This window comes from Pontixanthobacter luteolus (genome assembly GCF_009828095.1).
Classification (GTDB): Bacteria; Pseudomonadota; Alphaproteobacteria; order Sphingomonadales; family Sphingomonadaceae; genus Pontixanthobacter; species Pontixanthobacter luteolus.
In genome coordinates, this window is the sequence record NZ_WTYP01000001.1 from 778930 (window position 1) to 797257 (window position 18328).

Here is an 18328-nt window from a genome sequence, read left to right on the forward strand (position 1 = left end):
GCGTTATGTGCGGAATCGCCGGCCTTTTCCATTGCGGGACACCCAAGCCGGTCGATCCGGCACGCGTCAGCCGAATGTGCGACGCGTTGTTTCATCGCGGCCCGGACGGGTCCGGCATTTGGACCGGTCAGGGTGTAGGGCTGGGGCACCGCCGGCTTGCGATTATCGATCTTGAGGGATCGCCGCAGCCGATGCACGCGCATGATGGGAACGCGGTAATCGTATTCAACGGGGAGATTTACAATTTCCGCGAGCTGCGACGCGAACTCGAAGGGCACGGCGCAAAATTCCGCACTGATGGCGACACAGAAGTCATATTGGCCGCATGGCAGCGATGGGGCCCCGATTGCCTCGAAAAGCTGCACGGCATGTTTGCCTTCGCGATTTACGATCTGAACCGGAAAGAGCTGTTTCTGGCCCGTGACAGGCTGGGCGTGAAACCGTTGTTCATGGCGCATTTGAGCGACGGCAGCCTCGCATTCGCGTCAGAATTGAAAGGGCTGCTTGCCCATCCGCTGCTTCGCCGCGAAATCGATCCGCTGGCGGTAGAGGATTACATGACCTGGGGGTACGTGCCGGATCACCGATCCATCCTCAAGGGTGTCGAAAAACTGCCTGCCGGTCACTTCCGCTTGCTGCGCCACGGGGAAACACCGGCGCCGCCGCGTCAATGGTGGGATGTAGATTTCAGCCAACGCAAATCGAGCAAAACCTCCGATCTTTCTGCGGAATTGCTGTTCAGGATGCGGGAAGGGGTGACATCCCGGATGGATGCCGACGTCGCGCTCGGCGCATTCCTGTCCGGCGGGGTGGATTCGTCGAGCGTGGTTGCGCTTATGGCTGAATCCAGCCGCGACCCGGTAACTACCTGTTCGATCGGTTTCGATGTCGCTGCACTCGATGAAACCGGCTACGCAGAGAAAGTGGCCGCGCGTTTCGGTACCGACCACCACAGCCGCATCGTCGACCCTGATGATTTCCAGCATATCGATGCCTTGGCCGGTATGTTCGACGAGCCTTTCGCGGACGCTTCTGCGCTGCCGACATGGCGTGTCTGCCAATTGGCGAGGGAACACGTCACCGTTGCATTGTCTGGCGACGGCGCAGACGAGGCATTCGCCGGATATCGCCGGCAGGTTTTCCATGCGCGCGAAGAACAGCTTCGTTCGGTCTTGCCTTCAGCCTTGCGGAAACCGCTGTTCGGCGGCCTCGGGGCGATCTGGCCGAAGGCTGACTGGGCGCCCCGGCCGCTGCGGGCGAAGTCGACCTTTCTATCGCTCGCGCAGGACGGTGCGGAAGGGTATGCACGGTCGCTTTCGGTCATCCCGCCGGAACTGCGATTCGCCTTGTATGGCGACGATCTGAAGCGGGAACTTGGCGGCTACAGGGCAGAGGCACCGCTGATCAGAATGATGCGCGATGCCCCGGCCCGTTCGGGTCTGGACCGGGCGCAATATGCCGATCTCAAATTCTGGTTGCCAGGGGATATCCTGACCAAGGTCGACCGGACCAGTATGGCAGTCAGCTTGGAAGCCCGTGAACCGCTGCTGGACCACCGTCTGATCGAATTCGGTGCGCAGTTGCCGCACCGTGCCAGAGTCCGCGGTACGCAAGGCAAATGGCTGATCAAGCACACAATGGAACGCTATCTGCCCGAGGATATCCTCTACCGGCCGAAGCAAGGTTTCGTGACGCCGATTTCGGACTGGTTCCGGGGGCCGCTGGCCAGCGAAGCACGCGTGATCTGTTCTGCCGGCGGCCTGGCTGACACCGGCTGGTTCGATGAGCGCGCGCTTGCGAAACTTGCCGACGATCACATTTCAGGGAAGTCAGATCACGGACGAATCCTGTGGCAATTGTTGATGCTCGGGAAATCGATAAAGCGTCTCGGCATTGGCCTGTAAGACTCGGAAAAAGAGTCAGAAATGCATTTTCCACTGCGAATTGCGAACCAGTCCAGAAAAAGGACATGAAAAATAATCGGTTGCCAAGCGAGTCGCGGCTCATGTAGCAAGTAGCTGATGAGGACCGAAACCACCCAATTATAGGGGTCGCTAATGGATCGGATCGAATCAGGGCTTGAACGAGGCGGGGGCGAATTGGACAGTATATCCACTTCAGCAATGCCGTTAGGCGAGGGCGACGACCATCTGGTTGTCGAGAACTCGATCTATTCAGGCATTCCCGATGAGCTGTTTTCCCTGCAGGAACTCGACGTTCTTTATCAGGAAGAAACGCAGACGCTCTGGTCCTATATGCGCCCCAGCGGCAGGCCCAGCTTCACCCGCGCACTTCTGGGCGATTTCGAAAACTGGCAGAAACTGATCGCCAAGGGGTTCGGGCCGGGCAAGGTACCGCTCAAATTTCTCGTCCTAGGCAGCAGGGCTCCGGGAGTATTCTGTTTTGGCGGCGATCTGTCGCTGTTCCAGCAATTGATCCGCAATCGTGACCGGGCAGGGTTGGAGCATTATGGCCACCGGTGCTGCGAAATCCTGTTCAATAACATGAATACGCTCGACATCCCGATGCTGACCGTCGGGCTCGTCGAAGGGGCCGCGCTTGGCGGCGGGTTCGAGGCCTTGCTTTCTTTCGATTACATTGTTGCTGAACGCGATGCGACCTTCGGGCTGCCGGAAATTATGTTCGGTCTATTCCCAGGAATGGGCGCACATGCGTTTCTGTCTCGCAAGCTAGGCAGCGCGATGGCCGACCGCCTGATTGTGTCCAACGAAACCTACACCGCTGAACAGATGTACGATCTTGGTCTGGTTCACCACCTTGCCGAGAAAGGCGAAGGGCTGAGCGCGTGCAAGGAATTCATCAAGAAGTCGGAACGGCGCCATGCCGGAATGGTCAATGCGCGCAAGGCGATGAAGATTGCCTGGAAGCTGGAGCTTGCGGAATTGAACCGGATCACGGACCTGTGGGCCGATGCCGCGCTGCAACTCAGCGAACGTGACCTGAAAGTGATGAACCGCCTTGCATCGGCGCAGCAAAGGCTGGCTGACGCCGCTTGATCAGTCGCCCGTGCCATGGCCCAGGGCCATGTATTCATCGCTCTGCATTTCCATCAGGCGGCTGACCGTGCGTTCAAATTCGAAGCTGCCGTCACCTGACTGATAGAGGTTTTCCGGCACTGCTGCGGCCGTCACGAACAGCTTGACCCGGTATTCGTACAGCGCGTCGATCAATGTGACGAAGCGTGCTGCTTCGTTGCGGTCGTCAGGCCCCATCAGCGGGATACCAACGATGATTACGGTGTGGAATGTGCGCGCGATGGCGAGATAATCGCTCGCGCCGCGCGCTTCCCTGCACAGCCGTTTGAAGCTGAAAACTGCAACCCCCTTCAGGGCGCGGGGCACGTGCAAGTTGCGCCCGCCGCCCAAGTCTATTTCAGACGAAGGCACATGGGCGCCGTCGTCCGGATCATAATCGGTCAGACGGAAGAAAGCCTCGCGAACCTGGGCGGTGGCATCGTCTCCTAGCGGTGTGTGCCATGTATCGAGCCCGCCGATACGGTCGAGCCGGTAATCAGTGGGTCCGTTCAACGGAATTATGTCCAGCCGGTTTTCAATCAGGTCGATGAACGGCAGGAAGTGTTCCCTGTTGAGCCCGTCCTTGTAAAGATCATGCGGCGGTCGGTTGGAAGTGGTGACAATGGTCACACCTTCATCGACGATCAATGCCCGGAACAACCGGCTCATGATCATGGCGTCGGCGCTGTTGTTAACGACCATCTCGTCGAAACAGAGGCAGCGCAGGTCTGCCCCAAGTTCGCGCGCGACATTGGGTATGGGGTCGCCCGGGTCGGCCTGCCTCCACGAACGCATTTTCTGATGCACTTCCTGCATGAAGGCGTGAAAGTGAACCCGGCGTTTTTCCTTGATCGCCAGAGCATCGTGAAACAGATCCATCAGCATGGATTTGCCGCGGCCTACACCGCCCCACATATAGATGCCGCGCGGCTGCGCCGGCTTCTTGCCCAAAAGTTTGCCGATGAAGCCGGTTTCGGCGCGATCGGTCAGTTGGTGACGCAAAGCCGCCAACTTTCGTGCGGCAGCAGCTTGTTCCGGATCGGGGCGCAGTTCGCCGGCGGCAACCAGTTCGTCGTACCGCGACATGGGCGAGGCGCTCATTTTCTTGGAGAGGCCTTGCGAACCAATCCCGAGAATGCCGCGACCAGATGATCTTCCTGGACCACTTCCCCGCGCATGAACATGAGCCTGCCGGTTTCGCGCATCACCTCCACCACCGCATCCAGGGGCTGGTCCATCCGGCCGGCTCCAATGAACTGGGTGGAAAGTTCCAGCGTTACCGCCATCCCGGCCTCGCTTTCGCGCAGCACGTGCATGGCGGAAAACAGCGAGATATCGATCAGGGAAAGGGTGATGGCCCCGTGGATCATATCCTGAAGGTTCGAATGCCTGCGTTCGGGCAGCATGCGCAGGCGGCATTTATTGCCTTCCTGACGCACCATCATAGGGCCCATCACTTGCGTGTTGAACCGGGTGTTGTCCTTCATATCCCATGTGTACCAGCCGGGCTGGTCGGGGACGGGCTTATACTCGAAGAAGTCGGGCGGGGCGCGCATCTGCTCAGCCAATTGCGGCTTAGATCGTACGCTCGGCCATCATTTTCTTGGTTTCGGCGATTGCCTTTGCCGGGCTGAGACCCTTCGGGCACACATTCGCACAGTTCATGATCGTGTGGCAGCGATACAGGCGGAAGGGGTCTTCCAGTTGATCAAGCCGCTCGCCCGTCATTTCATCGCGGCTGTCGGCCAGCCAGCGATATGCCTGGAGCAGAATTGCCGGGCCAAGAAACTTGTCGCTGTTCCACCAATAGGATGGGCAGCTGGTCGAACAACAGGCGCACAGGATGCACTCGTACAGGCCGTCCAGCTGTTCACGCTGTTCCGGGCTCTGTAGCCGTTCCTTGCCGCTTGGCGTTGGTGTTACCGATTGCAGCCAAGGGCGGATCGACGCGTATTGCGCATAGAAATGCGTGAAATCCGGGACGAGATCCTTGACCACTTCCATGTGCGGCAGGGGCGTAATGCGAATTTCGCCCTTCATATCTTCGATTGCGGAAGTGCAGGCGAGGCCGTTCTTACCGTTCATGTTCATGGAGCATGAGCCGCAAATCCCTTCGCGGCAGGAACGGCGGAAGGTCAGCGTCGGATCGATTTCGTTCTTGATCTTGAACAGCGCGTCGAGAACCATCGGGCCGCACTGGTCGAGGTCGATCTCGAACGTGTCGTAACGCGGGTTTTCGCCGCTTTCCGGATCGTAGCGGTAGATCTTGAATTTCTTCACTCGTGCGGCGCCGTCGGCCTTGTAGTCACGGCCCTTGCCATTGATGCGTGAGTTCTTGGGGAGAGTGAAGGTCGCCATAGTCTGAAAAATCCTGATCTCGCTTGCGCCGCCTACTTACCTATTATGGCCGTCAACACAAGCGGCCTGCGGTTGATTTCCGATGTAGGAAACTTGCGCATCGGCTGCACCCTCAAAGAATCCAACATCGCTTGCGGATTTTGCACCGTGTCCGGCGGCATCCACCCAAGCAGGGAACAATGCGCCGGCACAGGGCGTCTATCGGGCATGACTGATGATCAACAAGCGAACGTAAACGAGTTCAGCTGCGCGGCAATTTTCGGCGCTTCCGGAGGGATTGGCAGGGCGTGGACTGAGAATCTGGCAAATAACGGCGTGACCGTGTGGGCCGGATCGCGAAGCGGCAATGTCCCGCAGGAAGGTGACGTGCGGCCTTTCGCGTTCGACCTTAATGACGAAGCGACTATCGAGCAGGCTGCTTCTCTGATGCAGTCCCGCCCGCCGCAATTGATCATCGCCGCGACCGGCGTTCTGACATTGGCCGATGGAACCGGGCCAGAGCGCAGCTATCGCGGCTTGCGCCCTGACATCATGGCGCAGGTGATGGCCCTGAACACCATTGGCCCGGCGATGATCGCCAAGCATATGTTGCCGCTGCTGGACCGCCATGAACGCGGAGTGTTCGCAGCAATTTCGGCGCGGGTGGGTTCCATCAGCGACAACGGGTTGGGGGGATGGCATTCCTATCGCGCCTCGAAAGCGGCCCTCAATATGCTGATCAAGAATTTCGCGATCGAACTGCGGCGTACCCACAAACAGGCAGTGGTTGCGGGGTTGCACCCCGGGACAGTCGATAGCGAGCTATCGAAGCCGTTTCAGGGAAACCTGCCTGAAGGACAGTTGACCGATCCCGCGGAGGCAGCGCAAAATTTGCTTGCTGTCCTGCGCGGCCTGACACCCGATAATTCCGGCGAAGTTTTTGATTTTGCGGGGAAGAGGATTCCCAGCTGATCAGCCCATCAATCCGTTACGGCGCAGACTATCGGCAAGGATTGTCTCGATCAGTTCTGCCTGCGTCCAGCCTGCAAGTACGGCAGAGCGGCCATAAACCTTTTCCGACCAGAGATTGCAGTTCAGGTTCACTTCGATGAAGTGCACTTCACGCGTTTCGCGGTTCACTCTGAATTCGAAACGCCCGTAATCGAACGGACGGTATTCGCCCCACAATTTGCGGGTGTAATCGTTGATCACTTCAGTCAATTCAGGATCATCGAATGCGTCGAGTGAGTACTTGTTGGTGCGGTCGACCAGATCGCGCTTTTCGTAATATGTTCTGAGATGCGACGGGTCCGCCTGCTCGAAAATCATGTGCGGCATGATCACAGGGTCGCCAATCGTGATGACCGGCACCTCCACATCGCTGCCGACAAGAAACGGCTCGACGATTGCATCGTGCTTGTCCGCGTGAATTTCGTCGATTGCCGATTTTACCCCGGCCCAATCGGTCGCATCATGCACGCCCCAGCTGGCGGATGACGCATTCGGCTTGATCACATAGCGTTCTGCCTGCGGACACGCAGCCGGATCGATCGGCGCTCCCCGGCGATAGATCGTCCAATCCGCAGTTGGCACGCCGGCTACCACAGCGGCACGTTTTGCTAGATGCTTGTCATCAGACAGGCCGCGCAGGATCGGGCTTGCGCCAAGAAACGGAATGCCGTGCCGTGTGCAAAGGAGCGGGCCGAGCATTTCGGAGTTGAAAAATCCGGCCCGGTTCAGCAGCGGGAACACGAAATCGACCTCCGGCTTTTCGAACAGCACATCAAAACTGTCCGCCAGCATGAGGTCGAGGCCGAGGCTTTTCAAAATCTCCCGCGTTTCAACATGATAGAGCGCGTGGTTGCCATCGTCAGGGTGCAAGCCGCCATCCCACTTCGCATGTTTGGCGATAAAAAGGATACGCAAACGCTCTTTAGTTGCGGCGTCGATCTTGAGTGGGGCTAGCTGCGGCAAAACTCGATTAACCTCTTTTGCGGTGGTGCCGTCCCTTAGTTCTGCTAGGGGCCGTGGCCAAGTACAATTGTCGGGCCGATCCCTGAATGCTTGCTAAATATCCTGACCTCCATCCTGATTTTTCGGCCACTGATGATGTGCGCGATCTTGTTTCGCTGCTGTCCTCTGGCGGTGATGCCCGGATAGACCTCGATCCGGAAACCGGGCTCAATCGCTACATGTCCGCCCCTTATCCGCGGCGCGCGCTGGCATTTGCATCTTCCACCGCAAACGATCTGTCAGCCGACGCATTTCGTCATCTCCTGGCGCTGCGCGGCGCAGGAACTGTGGCTTATCGTGAACACCTCGCTGATCTGAGCCGCCGGATCAGGTCGGCTTATGATCTGGGCGAGGGGTGTGATGTCGTGTTCGCGCCGTCGGGAACCGACCTTGAATACGTTGCGCTGGCCGCTGTGCGCGGACGTCAGCCGAACGGAATCCACAATATTTTGCTCGGCGCAGATGAAGTGGGCCGGGGCTGCGTTCATTCGGCACATGGCAACTATTTTGCCCCGGAAACTGCATTGGGCAGGGATACCGAGCAGGGTGCCGATGTCGAAGGATTAGAAAATGTCAGCCTAGCCGACATTCCGGTCCGGTGTATGCAGGGGCAGGCGCGCACAAGCGCAGAGATGGCCGAGGCGATCCGTGTCGAGCTGGAGCTTGCCCGGCAAATGGGACGTCATGCGCTGGTCCATGTTGTCCACGGGTCGAAAACCGGCCTGATCCTGCCCGAGCTAAGCGAAATTGACAGCCTGCGTTCCGAATTCGGCGATGCCTTCACACTGGTTGTCGACGCGTGTCAGGCGCGGATCATGTCTGACGCCGTTCAGGCCTATCTCGACCGCGGGGCGGTTGTTTTCCTCACCGGGTCCAAATTCATGGGCGGCGCGCCCTTCAGCGGCTTTGCATTGGTCCCTGATGCGACTGTCGCTCAAGCAGCAGAGCTTCCCAAGGGGTTTCGCAACATTTTCCGGCGGGCTGAATGGCCTGACAGCTGGCTCGGTGCAAGCGATCTGGAAGACAGCGAGAATCCAGGTCTGGCGCTTCGTCTGGAAGCCTCTGTGTTCGAACTGGAACGCTTTCAGCAGCTTTCCCTGGATCAGATAAAGCGGGTGATTTTCGCTTTTCAGCGGGCGTTGGAGGCGAAATTGATCCAGCCGTTCGGGTTCGAGCTCGTCCAGCCCCATAGTGATAACGATGGGGCGGAGGCGCGGGGACATCCGCTGGAAATGCTCACGCTGGCAACCCTCGATGTCAGCTCGCATCCTGCGTCAGAGTTCTTTGAAGGGGCAGAAAAACTGCACCGCAAACTCGCGCTGTCGGGCTTGAGGTTGGGGCAGCCTGTAAAGAGCGTGCGAACCGAAGAAGGCAAATGGGGCGGGACCTTGCGGGTCGGCCTTTCAATGCCGCAGATGGTCAGGCTCGCGGCATTGAGCGACGAGGTGCTCGAAACGGCGCTTGCGCAGCAGATTGGCCAGATCGGCGATGCCCTGAACGCTGAGCGGACGGTTAGCTGACCGGTTTCTGATGCGCGCTTAGGCTGCGGCTAAACGCCTGCCAGCTTTGCCGTGTCGAGGATTGCTCCGACAAATCCTTCGGGATCGTCTTCCTGAATGAAGTGACCGCCGTGAAGCGTTCGGTGCAGGTCATGCTTTGCCCCGGGAATTCGTTCCTGAAACGGGGTGAAGCCGCCCCTCGTGATGGGGTCCCTGTCGCTAAAGCAGCAGGTGAAAGGCTTTTCAAACTTTTCCAGAACTTGCCACGCTTCGAGTTGTGCGGGCACTTCGACGTTATCGCCCAGCGGGACCAGAGCGGGGAAAATGCGTGCTGCGGCCTTGCTGGCTCGGGTGTCGTAAGGGGCGTTGTAGGCCTGCACGACGCTGTCGGGCAGATCGGTCGTCGTCGCTCGCTGGATTATTCCGCCGATCGGGAAGACCGGACTCATTTTTGCGAAGGCGCGCCATTTGGCAAATGCTGGAGGTGGTTCCTGCCCCGCAGGCAAACCTCCGTTTGACAGGACAACCGCTGCGAACCTTTCCGGCATCGCGGCCACAAGCCTGAGGCCGATCAGCGAGCCCCAATCCTGGCAAACCAGAATAACGTTGTTAAGCCCCATCGCCTCGAACCATTCGCGCATCCACGCGACGTGACGCTGGTAAGTGAATTCGGACTTGGACGTTGGCTTGTCCGATTTGCCGAAGCCAATCAAGTCCGGCGCCAGGACACGGTAGCCAGCCTCCACCACCGGGCCAATCATCTTGCGGTAAAGGAAACTCCAGCTCGGTTCGCCGTGCAACATTAGGACAGGCGTTCCGCCCTGCGGACCTTCGTCCACATAATGGAGCCGCAATCCGTCTTTCAGGATGTGATAGCGAGGATCGAAAGGATAGCCGGGAATATCGGCAAAGCGGGCATCCGGCGTCCGGTGAACCTTTGACATGGTAAACATCCTCCCCTTCCAGTATCATGACTTCGTGTGAGGCAGTTGGGAAGTGCAAAATGGGCCTACAGTCATGGTGGGATGAACACGGTGTACCGCGGGTCATAAAGTTCGCTTGCGGTGCTCCACAGATTATGAAGCTGCGTTCGCAGTTAGTCCCGATGGCTACCGGCGATGTCTTTGAGATCGGCTGCGGCGGAGGTATCAACCAACAATTCTACAATGCTGCTGCGATCGATTCTTATTGCGGAATAGATCCCGGCGCGAAGTTACTTGAATACACCAGACAGGAAGCGGAGAACAAAGGCTGGCAGGCCGACATCCGCGACGGGATCGGTGAAGACATTCCGTTTTCCGATGAAAGCTTCGACACTGTGGTGTGCACATTCACGATGTGCTCGGTGCAGGATCAGGCTCAGGTCGTGCGCGAAATGCGCAGAATTCTGCGTCCAGGCGGCAAGCTGCTGTTTCTGGAACACGGCCGTGCACCAGACCAGAGTGTGGCGAAATGGCAGGATCGGATCGAGCCGGTATGGAAGCCGATCGCAGGCGGCTGCCATCTGACCCGGCCCATCACCACCGCAGTGCGCGAGGGGGGATTTGAAACGGAGAGACTTGGCGAAAAATACGTTCCCAAAACGCCCAGGCCCGTCGGTTGGGTAGAATGGGGTGTGGGAACAAAGTTTGGTTCCTGAGCCCGCAACGGCGGGCTTAATCCTTGAACCGGTTGCGGCGATCCCATTCCTTCAGACCGGTCGTTTCAACCTCGTTAAGCAGCCACTTTGCGAACCAGTTTTCCGGAAGCAAGGCGACTGAACGATCCAGCAATGACCGGACCTGACCTTCGCTCGCGGCCGCCGATCTACTGCGCATGATTGCATATGCAAGTGCTGAGCAGCCATGCGCAAGTCCAGCATCGCACGCGTCAGAATAGAGGCCAGCCACCGGCAGCAGGCGGGCTTTGACATTGCCACCTTCGTACGGGCTGCCGCCGCCGAAATACTCATTCGGTGAATACATCGGACACTGCAGGCCGTCACCATCATTGCAGGCAATCGCGTACAAAGCATTGGCGCGGACCATATCCCGAGGAACGCCGTAACCGGTCCGGTAGTGAAATCCGAGATTGGTACAGCTGTCGAGATCTACATATCCGCAACCGATGTTGAGCCAATGGTTGGCGCGCACCGGATCTTCGATCTGCACCATGTTTCCATGACCATCAAATACCGCTGACAGAGTGAAGCAGGCACTGCCAGCGCTTCGCTCTCCTGAGACACAGGAAGCATCGAGGAGCGAGATACCTGCCGGGACATTTTTCTCTAATCCTTTGCCGTGCAGGTAATGCCCGGCAAGGTTGGCGCATGACCGCATCGAGCCAAGATCGCAGCCACGGTGAAGAAAACGAATTTGTTTGGTGAAATCCGGGTCGCTGGCAGAACTGGCAGCCTCAAGCGAACGGTTGAAGCACGCTTTCCCGCTACCGAGGTCGCAAGCCTTTTCAAACAGCTCACTTGCGCGCGCGTTGCTTCGTTTGACGCCTTCTCCATCACGGTAAACAACCCCGAGGTGGTAGCAGCCAGTCGCGTTATCTTCTTCACAAGCGGAGCGCCAAAGCTGGGTCGCTTCCCTCAAATCCCCGGCCATGTAGGCGTCCAGCCCAGGATTGTCAGAAGCTGAGACGCCCGCCGCCGGGATCAGGGCGGCTGCAATCGCAATTGCAGCATGCCTGAGGCGGCGGGCGCTCAATTTATTCTCCGAAGGTGCGCTGCCACCAACCGCCGCGTTTTTTCGCGGGCTTGTCGGTTTCTGCGGCAGGTTCCGGTGCCTGAGCCTTCACTGCAGTGACGGGGACTGAAACAGCCGCAGCGTCCTCTGCCGGCTGCTCCTTCACCTTCTTGGCAGGTGCCTTGCGGGCAGCAGCTTTGCGGGCAGGAGCCTTCTTGGCCGGCTTCTCATCTGCTTTCTCAGCATCATCAGCTGCGGGAGCCTCGATATCCGCCTTCTTGCGACGCGTGCGCTTCGGCTTGTCTTCAGCCGGTTGCTCGTCAGCCGTATCGTCGGATTTCTTCTTCCGGGCCCGCTTGGGCTTCGGCTTCTCTGCTTCAGCCGGCGCTTCCGCCGAAGCTTCAGCAGAGGCCGGAGCGGCCTTCTTTCTGCGTGTCCGCTTGGGTTTCTCTTCTGCTGCGGCAGCTTCTGCGGTTTCAGGTGAGCCATCCGGGCCCGCAACGACAGCCATATCCTGTTTGACCTGCTCGGAAACCTCGGCGAGGTTTTCCGCGTCGTCTGCAGTTATGTCATTGGATTGTTCGCTATCACCGCGACCACGGCCCCCACGGCGACCCCGGCCTCCGCGCCGACGGCGCTTCTTCTTGGGCTTGCCATCTTCGTCGTCTTCGCCATCGGAACGGTTCTCGTCATTGTCATCATCGGATGCGTCCTGATCGGAATCGTCGTCGCCGTCATTGGCCTTGTTACGGCCACGTCCGCCGCGCCGACGGCGCTTCTTCTTTGGCTTGCCTTCGTCGTCATTATCGCTTTCGTCGAAGTTTTCCTCGACTTCCTCTTCGTCCTCTTCGTCATCGACGATAGGATCGAACTTTGGCGCTTCGGTAGGACGAGGGCCAGAGCTTCTGACGGACATCTTCGCGCCTTCGTCTTCCCCTTCGGGAATGACTTCGACGGTCACGTTGTACCGGTGTTCAATCTCGGCAAGGTCTGCGCGCTTGGCGTTTAGCAGGTAGACAGCGGCCTCGGTGCTCGCAGCAAGCTGGATAACCGTTCCCTTACCCTTTGCCGCTTCATCCTCGATCAGACGGAGGGCGGAGAGGCCGGCGCTCGATGCGGTGCGCACCAGGCCTGTGCCATCACAATGCGGGCATTCGCGGGTCGACGCTTCGAGCACACCTGTACGCAAGCGTTGGCGGCTCATTTCCATGAGGCCGAAGCCGGAAATCCGGCCTACCTGAATGCGGGCGCGATCGTTCTTGAGCGCGTCCTTCATGGCGCGTTCGACTTTGCGGACGTTGGAATTGTATTCCATGTCGATGAAGTCGATCACGACCAGACCGGCCATGTCACGCAGGCGCAACTGACGGGCGATTTCCTTCGCCGCTTCGATATTCGTCGCAGTCGCGGTCTGCTCGATCCCGTGTTCCTTGGTGGAACGGCCCGAGTTGATGTCGATCGACACCAGAGCTTCCGTGGGATTGATCACCAGATAGCCGCCCGATTTCAACTGGACCATCGGGTCGTACATCGCGCGCAGCTGATCTTCGGCACCGTAGCGCTGGAACAGTGGGACCGGATCCGAATACGCTTTAACCCGGCGTGCATGGCTGGGCATCAGCATCTTCATGAAGGATTTAGCGGATTTGTATCCGTCCTCGCCTTCGACAATCACTTCTTCGATCTCGCGATTGTAGATGTCGCGGATCGCCCTCTTGATAAGGTCGCTGTCCGAATGGATCAGGGCAGGGGCGCTGGAACCCAGCGTGTTGTTGCGGATTTCGCCCCACAGACGGGCAAGGTAATCGAAATCGCGCTTGATTTCGGTTTTGGTGCGGCTGAGGCCGGCAGTGCGAACGATCAGACCCATCGATTTCGGCAGGCTGAGGTCGCCGACAATCTGCTTGAGGCGCTTGCGATCCTGCGCGCTGGAAATCTTGCGCGAGATGCCGCCGCCGTGGCTGCTGTTCGGCATCAATACCGTGTAGCGGCCGGCAAGGCTGAGATAGGTGGTAAGGGCAGCGCCCTTGTTGCCGCGTTCTTCCTTCACGACCTGCACCAGCAAGACCTGACGGCGCTGGATTACGTCCTGAATTTTGTAGCGGCGGCGCAGGGCCATACGCTTTGCGCGAACTTCGTCGACTTCTTTCGCACGGCTACGGCCCTTGTTTCCGCCCTGACGGCGGCCTTTGCCATTGCGTCCGCGGCGTCCGCGTCCACGGCCACCCTTGGATTTGCTGTCGTCATCGCCGTCAGATGATCCATCATCATCTTCGTCGTCATCGTTATCGTCGTCGCCATCTACATGGCCTTCTTCGATGGTGGCGACCCTGTCTTTTTCCGAAGTGTCGATTTCTTCCATGCCGTCTTCGGCAAGGTCTTCAGCCAAGGATCCAGCAGATTCGTCGTCAGCGTCGTATTCATCGCCGGGGACGTTGCCTTCATCTTCTTCCTCAGCGCGAAGTCGTGCTTCTTCTTCCGCTGCTTCGGCCTCTTCGGCGAGCAGCTGCTCGCGATCTTCCTTCGGAATCTGATAATAGTCAGGATGGATTTCGTTGAAGGCGAGGAAGCCGTGACGGTTGCCGCCGAAGTCGACAAATGCCGCCTGCAGCGAAGGTTCAACCCTCGTTACCTTTGCAAGATAGATGTTGCCTTTGATCTGCTTGTGTTCAGCAGATTCAAAGTCGAATTCCTCAATCCGGTTGCCTTTTAGTACCGCCACCCGGGTCTCTTCCGAGTGGCGCGCATCGATTAGCATGCGCGTTGCCATTGAATTTTCTCCATGCGCGACCGGGCGGCCCGGATTTCAGGACTTTGCCTGATGCCGTTCCGCCTATTGGGAGGCGCAAATATGTGTGTAGTCCGCTCGTTCTGTGTGACGATGCGGTGATGAAAGACCAGCTCGGGCGCTTATTCGCCCGCTTTACTGAATTGAGCCGGAGTGATGTGTCTGCGGAGCAGAGATCGCGCATTGTGTGCGCCGCCCGGTCCGCCCAAATCACGGCGCGGCCTTGCGGCAGCAACGTGTGGGTCGGGGAGAGGCTTCTCATGTCTGCATCAACCTGTAGTAATGCCGAAGCGGGGCCCCGGCGGTAATCGGCAATTATCATGTCCAAAACGCTGATTTCATCCGCAATCGGACTTCAATCGGCGTGAACAAGGCGAACCCTTGCCAACGCGTTCGTGCTAGCACCGTGGGTTTCTTGTCGCAACCATATTGCGCAACTTGCCCGCAACACCGTAACGATGGCGCGCAATGTCACTGCGTATGCAAATATGGTTAATTTTTCTTGCCCCGGTTCTGCTGGTCGGCGGGCTGTACGTATTCGGCCTGACATTACCTGTGCCGCACCTCGGACGCGACTATGTGGTGCGTTTGTTGCTGCCTGACTCCGGGGCCGAACTGGATTTGCCCGAAGTCCTCGGGCCTCAGGACATGTCGCGCCCCTTGGTTGTGATCGACGCCGGCCACGGGGGCAAAGACCCTGGTGCCAGCGGTGCCGGCTACCGCGAAAAGGACGTTGTGCTCGGCCTCGCAGAAGCGCTGCGCGACCAGTTGATTGAAGAAGGCGGCATCCGTGTGGCTCTAACGCGCAGCGACGACACGTTTCTGGTGCTGGAAGAAAGGCCTGAAATCGCTCGCCGCCTGAATGCGGATCTCTTTATCTCGATCCATGCCGATTCCTCTGGCGAGGTTTCTGGTGTGCGCGGCGCGAGCATTTACACCCTGTCGGAAGAAGCCTCGAGTGAAGCCGCTGCGCGATTTGCAGAACGGGAGAACAGCGCCGACAGATTGAACGGTGTCCGCATCGAGGGGCAGAGTCAGGAAATCAGCGATATTCTGGTGGAACTTGCCCAGCGGCGCGTTCAGCAAAATTCGGCCGAATTTGCGGGCCTGATCGTGCGCGAAGGGATCGGCATTCTCCAATTTCACCCGCAACGCAGACGAGCTGCCGCGCTGGCAGTTTTGCGTGCCCCTGATGTTCCTGCGGTGCTTTACGAATCGGGGTTCATCACCGATCCTGACGATGCGGACCGTTTGACGTCGGAAGAGGGCAAGAAAGGCTTTGCCGAAACCATGGCCCGAGCGATCAGGATTTACTTCGCCCGGCAGTCGGCAACGTAATCACCGGTCATCTGCGAGATACATTCTGGTGCGAGACAGAAATGCCGTGCTAAAGGCTGAAGCCAATTATGGTCGACACATCTAAATTCGAATCCATCAGCTACCGTATCCGCCGCGAAGCGAGCGGGGTGCTGAATTGGTTCAAGAGCAATTGGCGCGAGCGCCGCTGGTTCCGCTGGAGTGCCATCGGGCTGGGCAGTTTGCTGGTCCTATGGATCATAGTGTGGGCGTTGATCGCGCGGACATTGCCTGACGCGAATACGCTTCTGGATTACGAACCGCCGCTTCCTACCGTTGTCCGCGGTGTCGAGGGCGAGATCGTACACTCCTATGCACGTGAACGACGTGTGCAGCTGCAATATGCCGATTTCCCCGAGACATTGATCGAGGCGTATCTGGCGGCAGAAGACAAGACATTCTTCAGCCATGGCGGGATCGATGCGGGCGGTTTGATCGGTGCTGTGTTCGATTATGTCAGCAAGCTGGGTTCGGGAGAGCGTGCGGTAGGCGGGTCGACCATTACCCAGCAGGTTGCGAAGAATATCCTCCTCACCAACGAATATTCGGTGACTCGCAAGATCAAGGAATTGATGCTGGCCCGCAGGATTGAGGGCGTTCTAACCAAGGAGCAGATCCTTGAGCTGTATCTGAACGAGATCCCGCTTGGGCGGCGCAGCTTCGGCGTGCAGGCAGCATCACGGGCGTATTTCGACAAGGATGTGGGCGATCTGGAACTGCACGAGATGGCCTATCTGGCGATCTTGCCCAAGGCGCCGGAAACCTACAGCCGGCAGAAAAACTTCGGCCGGGCGATGGAACGTCGCAATTTCGTCCTGACGCAGATGGCTGCGAATGACTTCATTACCGAGAGCGAAGCCAACGCCGCGAAGGCGCTGCCACTCGGCTTGGTCATGCAGCAGTCCAGCAGCCAATCCGTCGATGCCGGTTATTTCCTTGAAGAGGTGCGCCGCAAGCTGATCGAGGAATTTGGCGAGACCGCCGAAGAGAGCAAGAACAGCGTCTATGCGGGCGGCCTTTGGGTGCGAACATCGCTCGATCCGGAAATGCAGATTGCAGCCCGCGATGCGCTTCGCCGCGGCATGATGCGATATCACGGCAACCGCGGATGGGGCGGGCCCATTGCAACCATCGACATGGATGAAGGCAGCTGGAGCAGCCAGCTTGCAAGCTCCTTCCTCGGCATCAATTACGAAGGCTGGCGCATCGGCGTTGTCACCCAACGCAGCGGAAGCAATGCGACCATCGGTTTTTCAGACGGCGAAGAAGCCCCGCTGAGCAACCTGCCCAATGCATTGAAGGCTGGCGATGTCGTTGCTGCCCAGAAATCCGGTGCCGGTTATCTGGTGCGCAGCTTGCCCGGGGTGTCGGGCGGTTTTGTTGCCCAGGACCCGCAAAGCGGGCGGGTGCTAGCCATGCAAGGCGGTTTCGACAGCAGACTTGGTTCGTTCAACCGAGCGACACAGGCCAACCGGCAGCCAGGCTCCACCATCAAGCCATTCGTTTACGCAACAGGGCTGGACAACGGGATGACACCGGCCAGCGAGGTGCCTGACCAGACTTTCTGTTATTATCAGGGCTCTCAGCTGGGTGAAAAATGTTTCCGCAATTCCGGCGGTGGTGGCGGCGGCGTCCATACGATGCGTTGGGGGCTTGAACAGTCGCGGAACCTGATGACCGTCCATATCGCTATGGAAGCGGGCATGCCCAATGTTGTTAAGACGATCAAGAATCTCGAGATTGGCGATTATCAGCCATATCCGGCGTTCGCCCTTGGTGCGGGTGAGACCACGGTCATGAAGATGGTCAATGCCTATTCCGCGCTGGCCAACCACGGCCGCCTGAACGAACCGACACTGATCGACTATGTTCAGGACCGGCGCGGGAAGGTGATTTATCGCGCTGACAAACGCGATTGTACGGGCTGCAACATGGCCAAGTGGGACGGGCAGCCAATGCCCCGCCTGAAGCCGACCGGCAAGCAGGCGCTTGATGCGCGCACCGCCTATCAGACTGTCCATATGCTCGAGGGCGTCGTCCAGCGCGGCACCGGAACGGTCCTCAGGGATCTTGGCGTACCAATGTTCGGCAAGACCGGAACCACGACGGGGCCAAAGGACGTTTGGTTCGTTGGCGGCACGCCAGAAGTGGTCGCCGGCGTATACGTCGGATACGATACCCCGCGTAATCTCGGGGGGTATGCGCAGGGCGGCACAGTCGCCGCGCCGATCATCCGGCAATTTTTCGGCGAGACAAAGGACAGGCTGAGTGGAGATCCGTTCGTTGCCCCGCCGGGAGTACGGATGGTGAGGGTCGACCGCATTTCAGGCAAACGTGTGTTCGACGCATGGCCGGGCAAAGAACCCAAGGCCAGCGTGATATGGGAGGCTTTCAAGCCCGATACAGAACCACCGCGGATCACGCGGCGCGACGAAATTGAAAGCAAGCGGAAGGAAATTCTGGCCCTAATTCGGCAGGGAAGTCAGGCCGCGAGCAGTTCGCAAAACACTGCCAATCGCGAAGAAGTGCCGGAAAACTTCGCCGAAGAACAAGGCGGAATCTACTAATCAGCGGCGGCATCGCGCGGCGGCTTGCCCCGGGCGCGCGCACCGCTGAACTTTACAATCC

14 protein-coding genes are annotated in these 18328 nt (G+C 58.6%); 7 read left to right on the forward strand and 7 right to left on the reverse strand.

The annotated features are described in order from the left end of the window. The first annotated feature begins 5 nt into the window (after positions 1-5). The gene (locus GRI43_RS03735) at positions 6-1904 is read left to right on the forward strand and encodes an XrtA/PEP-CTERM system amidotransferase (RefSeq protein WP_160729731.1); all 1899 of its coding nucleotides are present in this window, start codon (positions 6-8) and stop codon (positions 1902-1904) included. Between the two features lie 153 nt (positions 1905-2057). Next, entirely contained in the window at positions 2058-3017 is a 960-nt protein-coding gene (locus tag GRI43_RS03740) for a crotonase/enoyl-CoA hydratase family protein (RefSeq protein WP_235903598.1), read from the forward strand. Here GRI43_RS03740 and zapE read toward each other — a convergent pair whose 3' ends face one another. Genes zapE through GRI43_RS03755 form a run of 3 tightly spaced genes read right to left on the reverse strand, consistent with a single transcriptional unit; the run spans position 3018 to position 5393 of the window. Then, positions 3018-4136, reverse strand: a complete 1119-nt coding sequence (gene zapE, locus GRI43_RS03745) for a cell division protein ZapE (RefSeq protein ID WP_160729732.1) — start codon at positions 4134-4136, stop codon at positions 3018-3020. It abuts the gene before it with no gap. Beyond that, on the reverse strand, positions 4133-4591 hold the full coding sequence (locus tag GRI43_RS03750; protein ID WP_235903599.1) for a PaaI family thioesterase: 459 nt from the start codon (positions 4589-4591) through the stop codon (positions 4133-4135). Before GRI43_RS03750 ends, zapE begins: the two co-directional genes overlap by 4 nt. 19 nt (positions 4592-4610) lie before the next feature. Further along, positions 4611-5393 carry a succinate dehydrogenase iron-sulfur subunit gene (locus GRI43_RS03755; protein ID WP_160729733.1) on the reverse strand — a complete coding sequence of 261 codons (783 nt, stop codon included), beginning with the start codon at positions 5391-5393 and terminating at the stop codon, positions 4611-4613. A 207-nt stretch (positions 5394-5600) separates the two neighbouring features. Between GRI43_RS03755 and GRI43_RS03760 the strand changes: the two genes are divergently transcribed. Then, entirely contained in the window at positions 5601-6344 is a 744-nt protein-coding gene (locus GRI43_RS03760) for an SDR family NAD(P)-dependent oxidoreductase (RefSeq protein ID WP_160729734.1), read from the forward strand. On the opposite strand, the gene GRI43_RS03765 is transcribed toward GRI43_RS03760, so the two are convergent. After that, the gene (locus GRI43_RS03765) at positions 6345-7298 is read right to left on the reverse strand and encodes a D-alanine--D-alanine ligase family protein (protein ID WP_235903600.1); all 954 of its coding nucleotides are present in this window, start codon (positions 7296-7298) and stop codon (positions 6345-6347) included. A gap of 134 nt (positions 7299-7432) precedes the next feature. Here GRI43_RS03765 and GRI43_RS03770 point away from each other — a divergent pair, with 134 nt between their 5' ends. Next, entirely contained in the window at positions 7433-8905 is a 1473-nt protein-coding gene (locus GRI43_RS03770) for a hypothetical protein (RefSeq protein WP_160729736.1), read from the forward strand. A gap of 29 nt (positions 8906-8934) precedes the next feature. Here GRI43_RS03770 and GRI43_RS03775 read toward each other — a convergent pair whose 3' ends face one another. Continuing rightward, complete coding sequence (locus GRI43_RS03775; protein ID WP_160729737.1) at positions 8935-9828, reverse strand: haloalkane dehalogenase; 894 nt, start codon at positions 9826-9828, stop codon at positions 8935-8937. Between the two features lie 134 nt (positions 9829-9962). Here GRI43_RS03775 and GRI43_RS03780 point away from each other — a divergent pair, with 134 nt between their 5' ends. Beyond that, complete coding sequence (locus GRI43_RS03780) at positions 9963-10523, forward strand: class I SAM-dependent methyltransferase (protein ID WP_333908174.1); 561 nt, start codon at positions 9963-9965, stop codon at positions 10521-10523. Between the two features lie 16 nt (positions 10524-10539). On the opposite strand, the gene GRI43_RS03785 is transcribed toward GRI43_RS03780, so the two are convergent. Further along, a complete protein-coding gene (locus GRI43_RS03785; protein ID WP_160729739.1) occupies positions 10540-11577 on the reverse strand; it encodes a tetratricopeptide repeat protein in 1038 nt (345 codons plus the stop codon). A 1-nt stretch (position 11578) separates the two neighbouring features. Next, entirely contained in the window at positions 11579-14326 is a 2748-nt protein-coding gene (locus tag GRI43_RS03790; protein WP_160729740.1) for an Rne/Rng family ribonuclease, read from the reverse strand. A 486-nt stretch (positions 14327-14812) separates the two neighbouring features. On the opposite strand from GRI43_RS03790, the gene GRI43_RS03795 reads away from it, so the two are divergent. Together GRI43_RS03795 and GRI43_RS03800 are read left to right on the forward strand one after the other, a co-directional pair. Next, positions 14813-15682: an N-acetylmuramoyl-L-alanine amidase family protein gene (locus GRI43_RS03795; RefSeq protein ID WP_160729741.1), complete on the forward strand. Its 870-nt coding sequence runs from the start codon at positions 14813-14815 to the stop codon at positions 15680-15682. 68 nt (positions 15683-15750) lie between these two features. After that, positions 15751-18267, forward strand: a complete 2517-nt coding sequence (locus GRI43_RS03800) for a penicillin-binding protein 1A (RefSeq protein WP_160729742.1) — start codon at positions 15751-15753, stop codon at positions 18265-18267. Positions 18268-18328: the final 61 nt, after the last annotated feature.

Coding starts and splice junctions, on each gene's coding strand:
- GRI43_RS03740 (WP_235903598.1), top strand. CDS start 2,058: ATGGATCGGATCGAATCAGGGCTTGAACGAGGCGGGGGCGAATTGGAC.
- GRI43_RS03790 (WP_160729740.1), bottom strand. CDS start 14,326: ATGGCAACGCGCATGCTAATCGATGCGCGCCACTCGGAAGAGACCCGG.
- GRI43_RS03770 (WP_160729736.1), top strand. CDS start 7,433: ATGCTTGCTAAATATCCTGACCTCCATCCTGATTTTTCGGCCACTGAT.
- GRI43_RS03775 (WP_160729737.1), bottom strand. CDS start 9,828: ATGTCAAAGGTTCACCGGACGCCGGATGCCCGCTTTGCCGATATTCCC.
- GRI43_RS03795 (WP_160729741.1), top strand. CDS start 14,813: ATGTCACTGCGTATGCAAATATGGTTAATTTTTCTTGCCCCGGTTCTG.
- GRI43_RS03780 (WP_333908174.1), top strand. CDS start 9,963: ATGAAGCTGCGTTCGCAGTTAGTCCCGATGGCTACCGGCGATGTCTTT.
- GRI43_RS03750 (WP_235903599.1), bottom strand. CDS start 4,591: ATGCGCGCCCCGCCCGACTTCTTCGAGTATAAGCCCGTCCCCGACCAG.
- zapE (WP_160729732.1), bottom strand. CDS start 4,136: ATGAGCGCCTCGCCCATGTCGCGGTACGACGAACTGGTTGCCGCCGGC.
- GRI43_RS03760 (WP_160729734.1), top strand. CDS start 5,601: ATGACTGATGATCAACAAGCGAACGTAAACGAGTTCAGCTGCGCGGCA.
- GRI43_RS03800 (WP_160729742.1), top strand. CDS start 15,751: ATGGTCGACACATCTAAATTCGAATCCATCAGCTACCGTATCCGCCGC.
- GRI43_RS03735 (WP_160729731.1), top strand. CDS start 6: ATGTGCGGAATCGCCGGCCTTTTCCATTGCGGGACACCCAAGCCGGTC.
- GRI43_RS03755 (WP_160729733.1), bottom strand. CDS start 5,393: ATGGCGACCTTCACTCTCCCCAAGAACTCACGCATCAATGGCAAGGGC.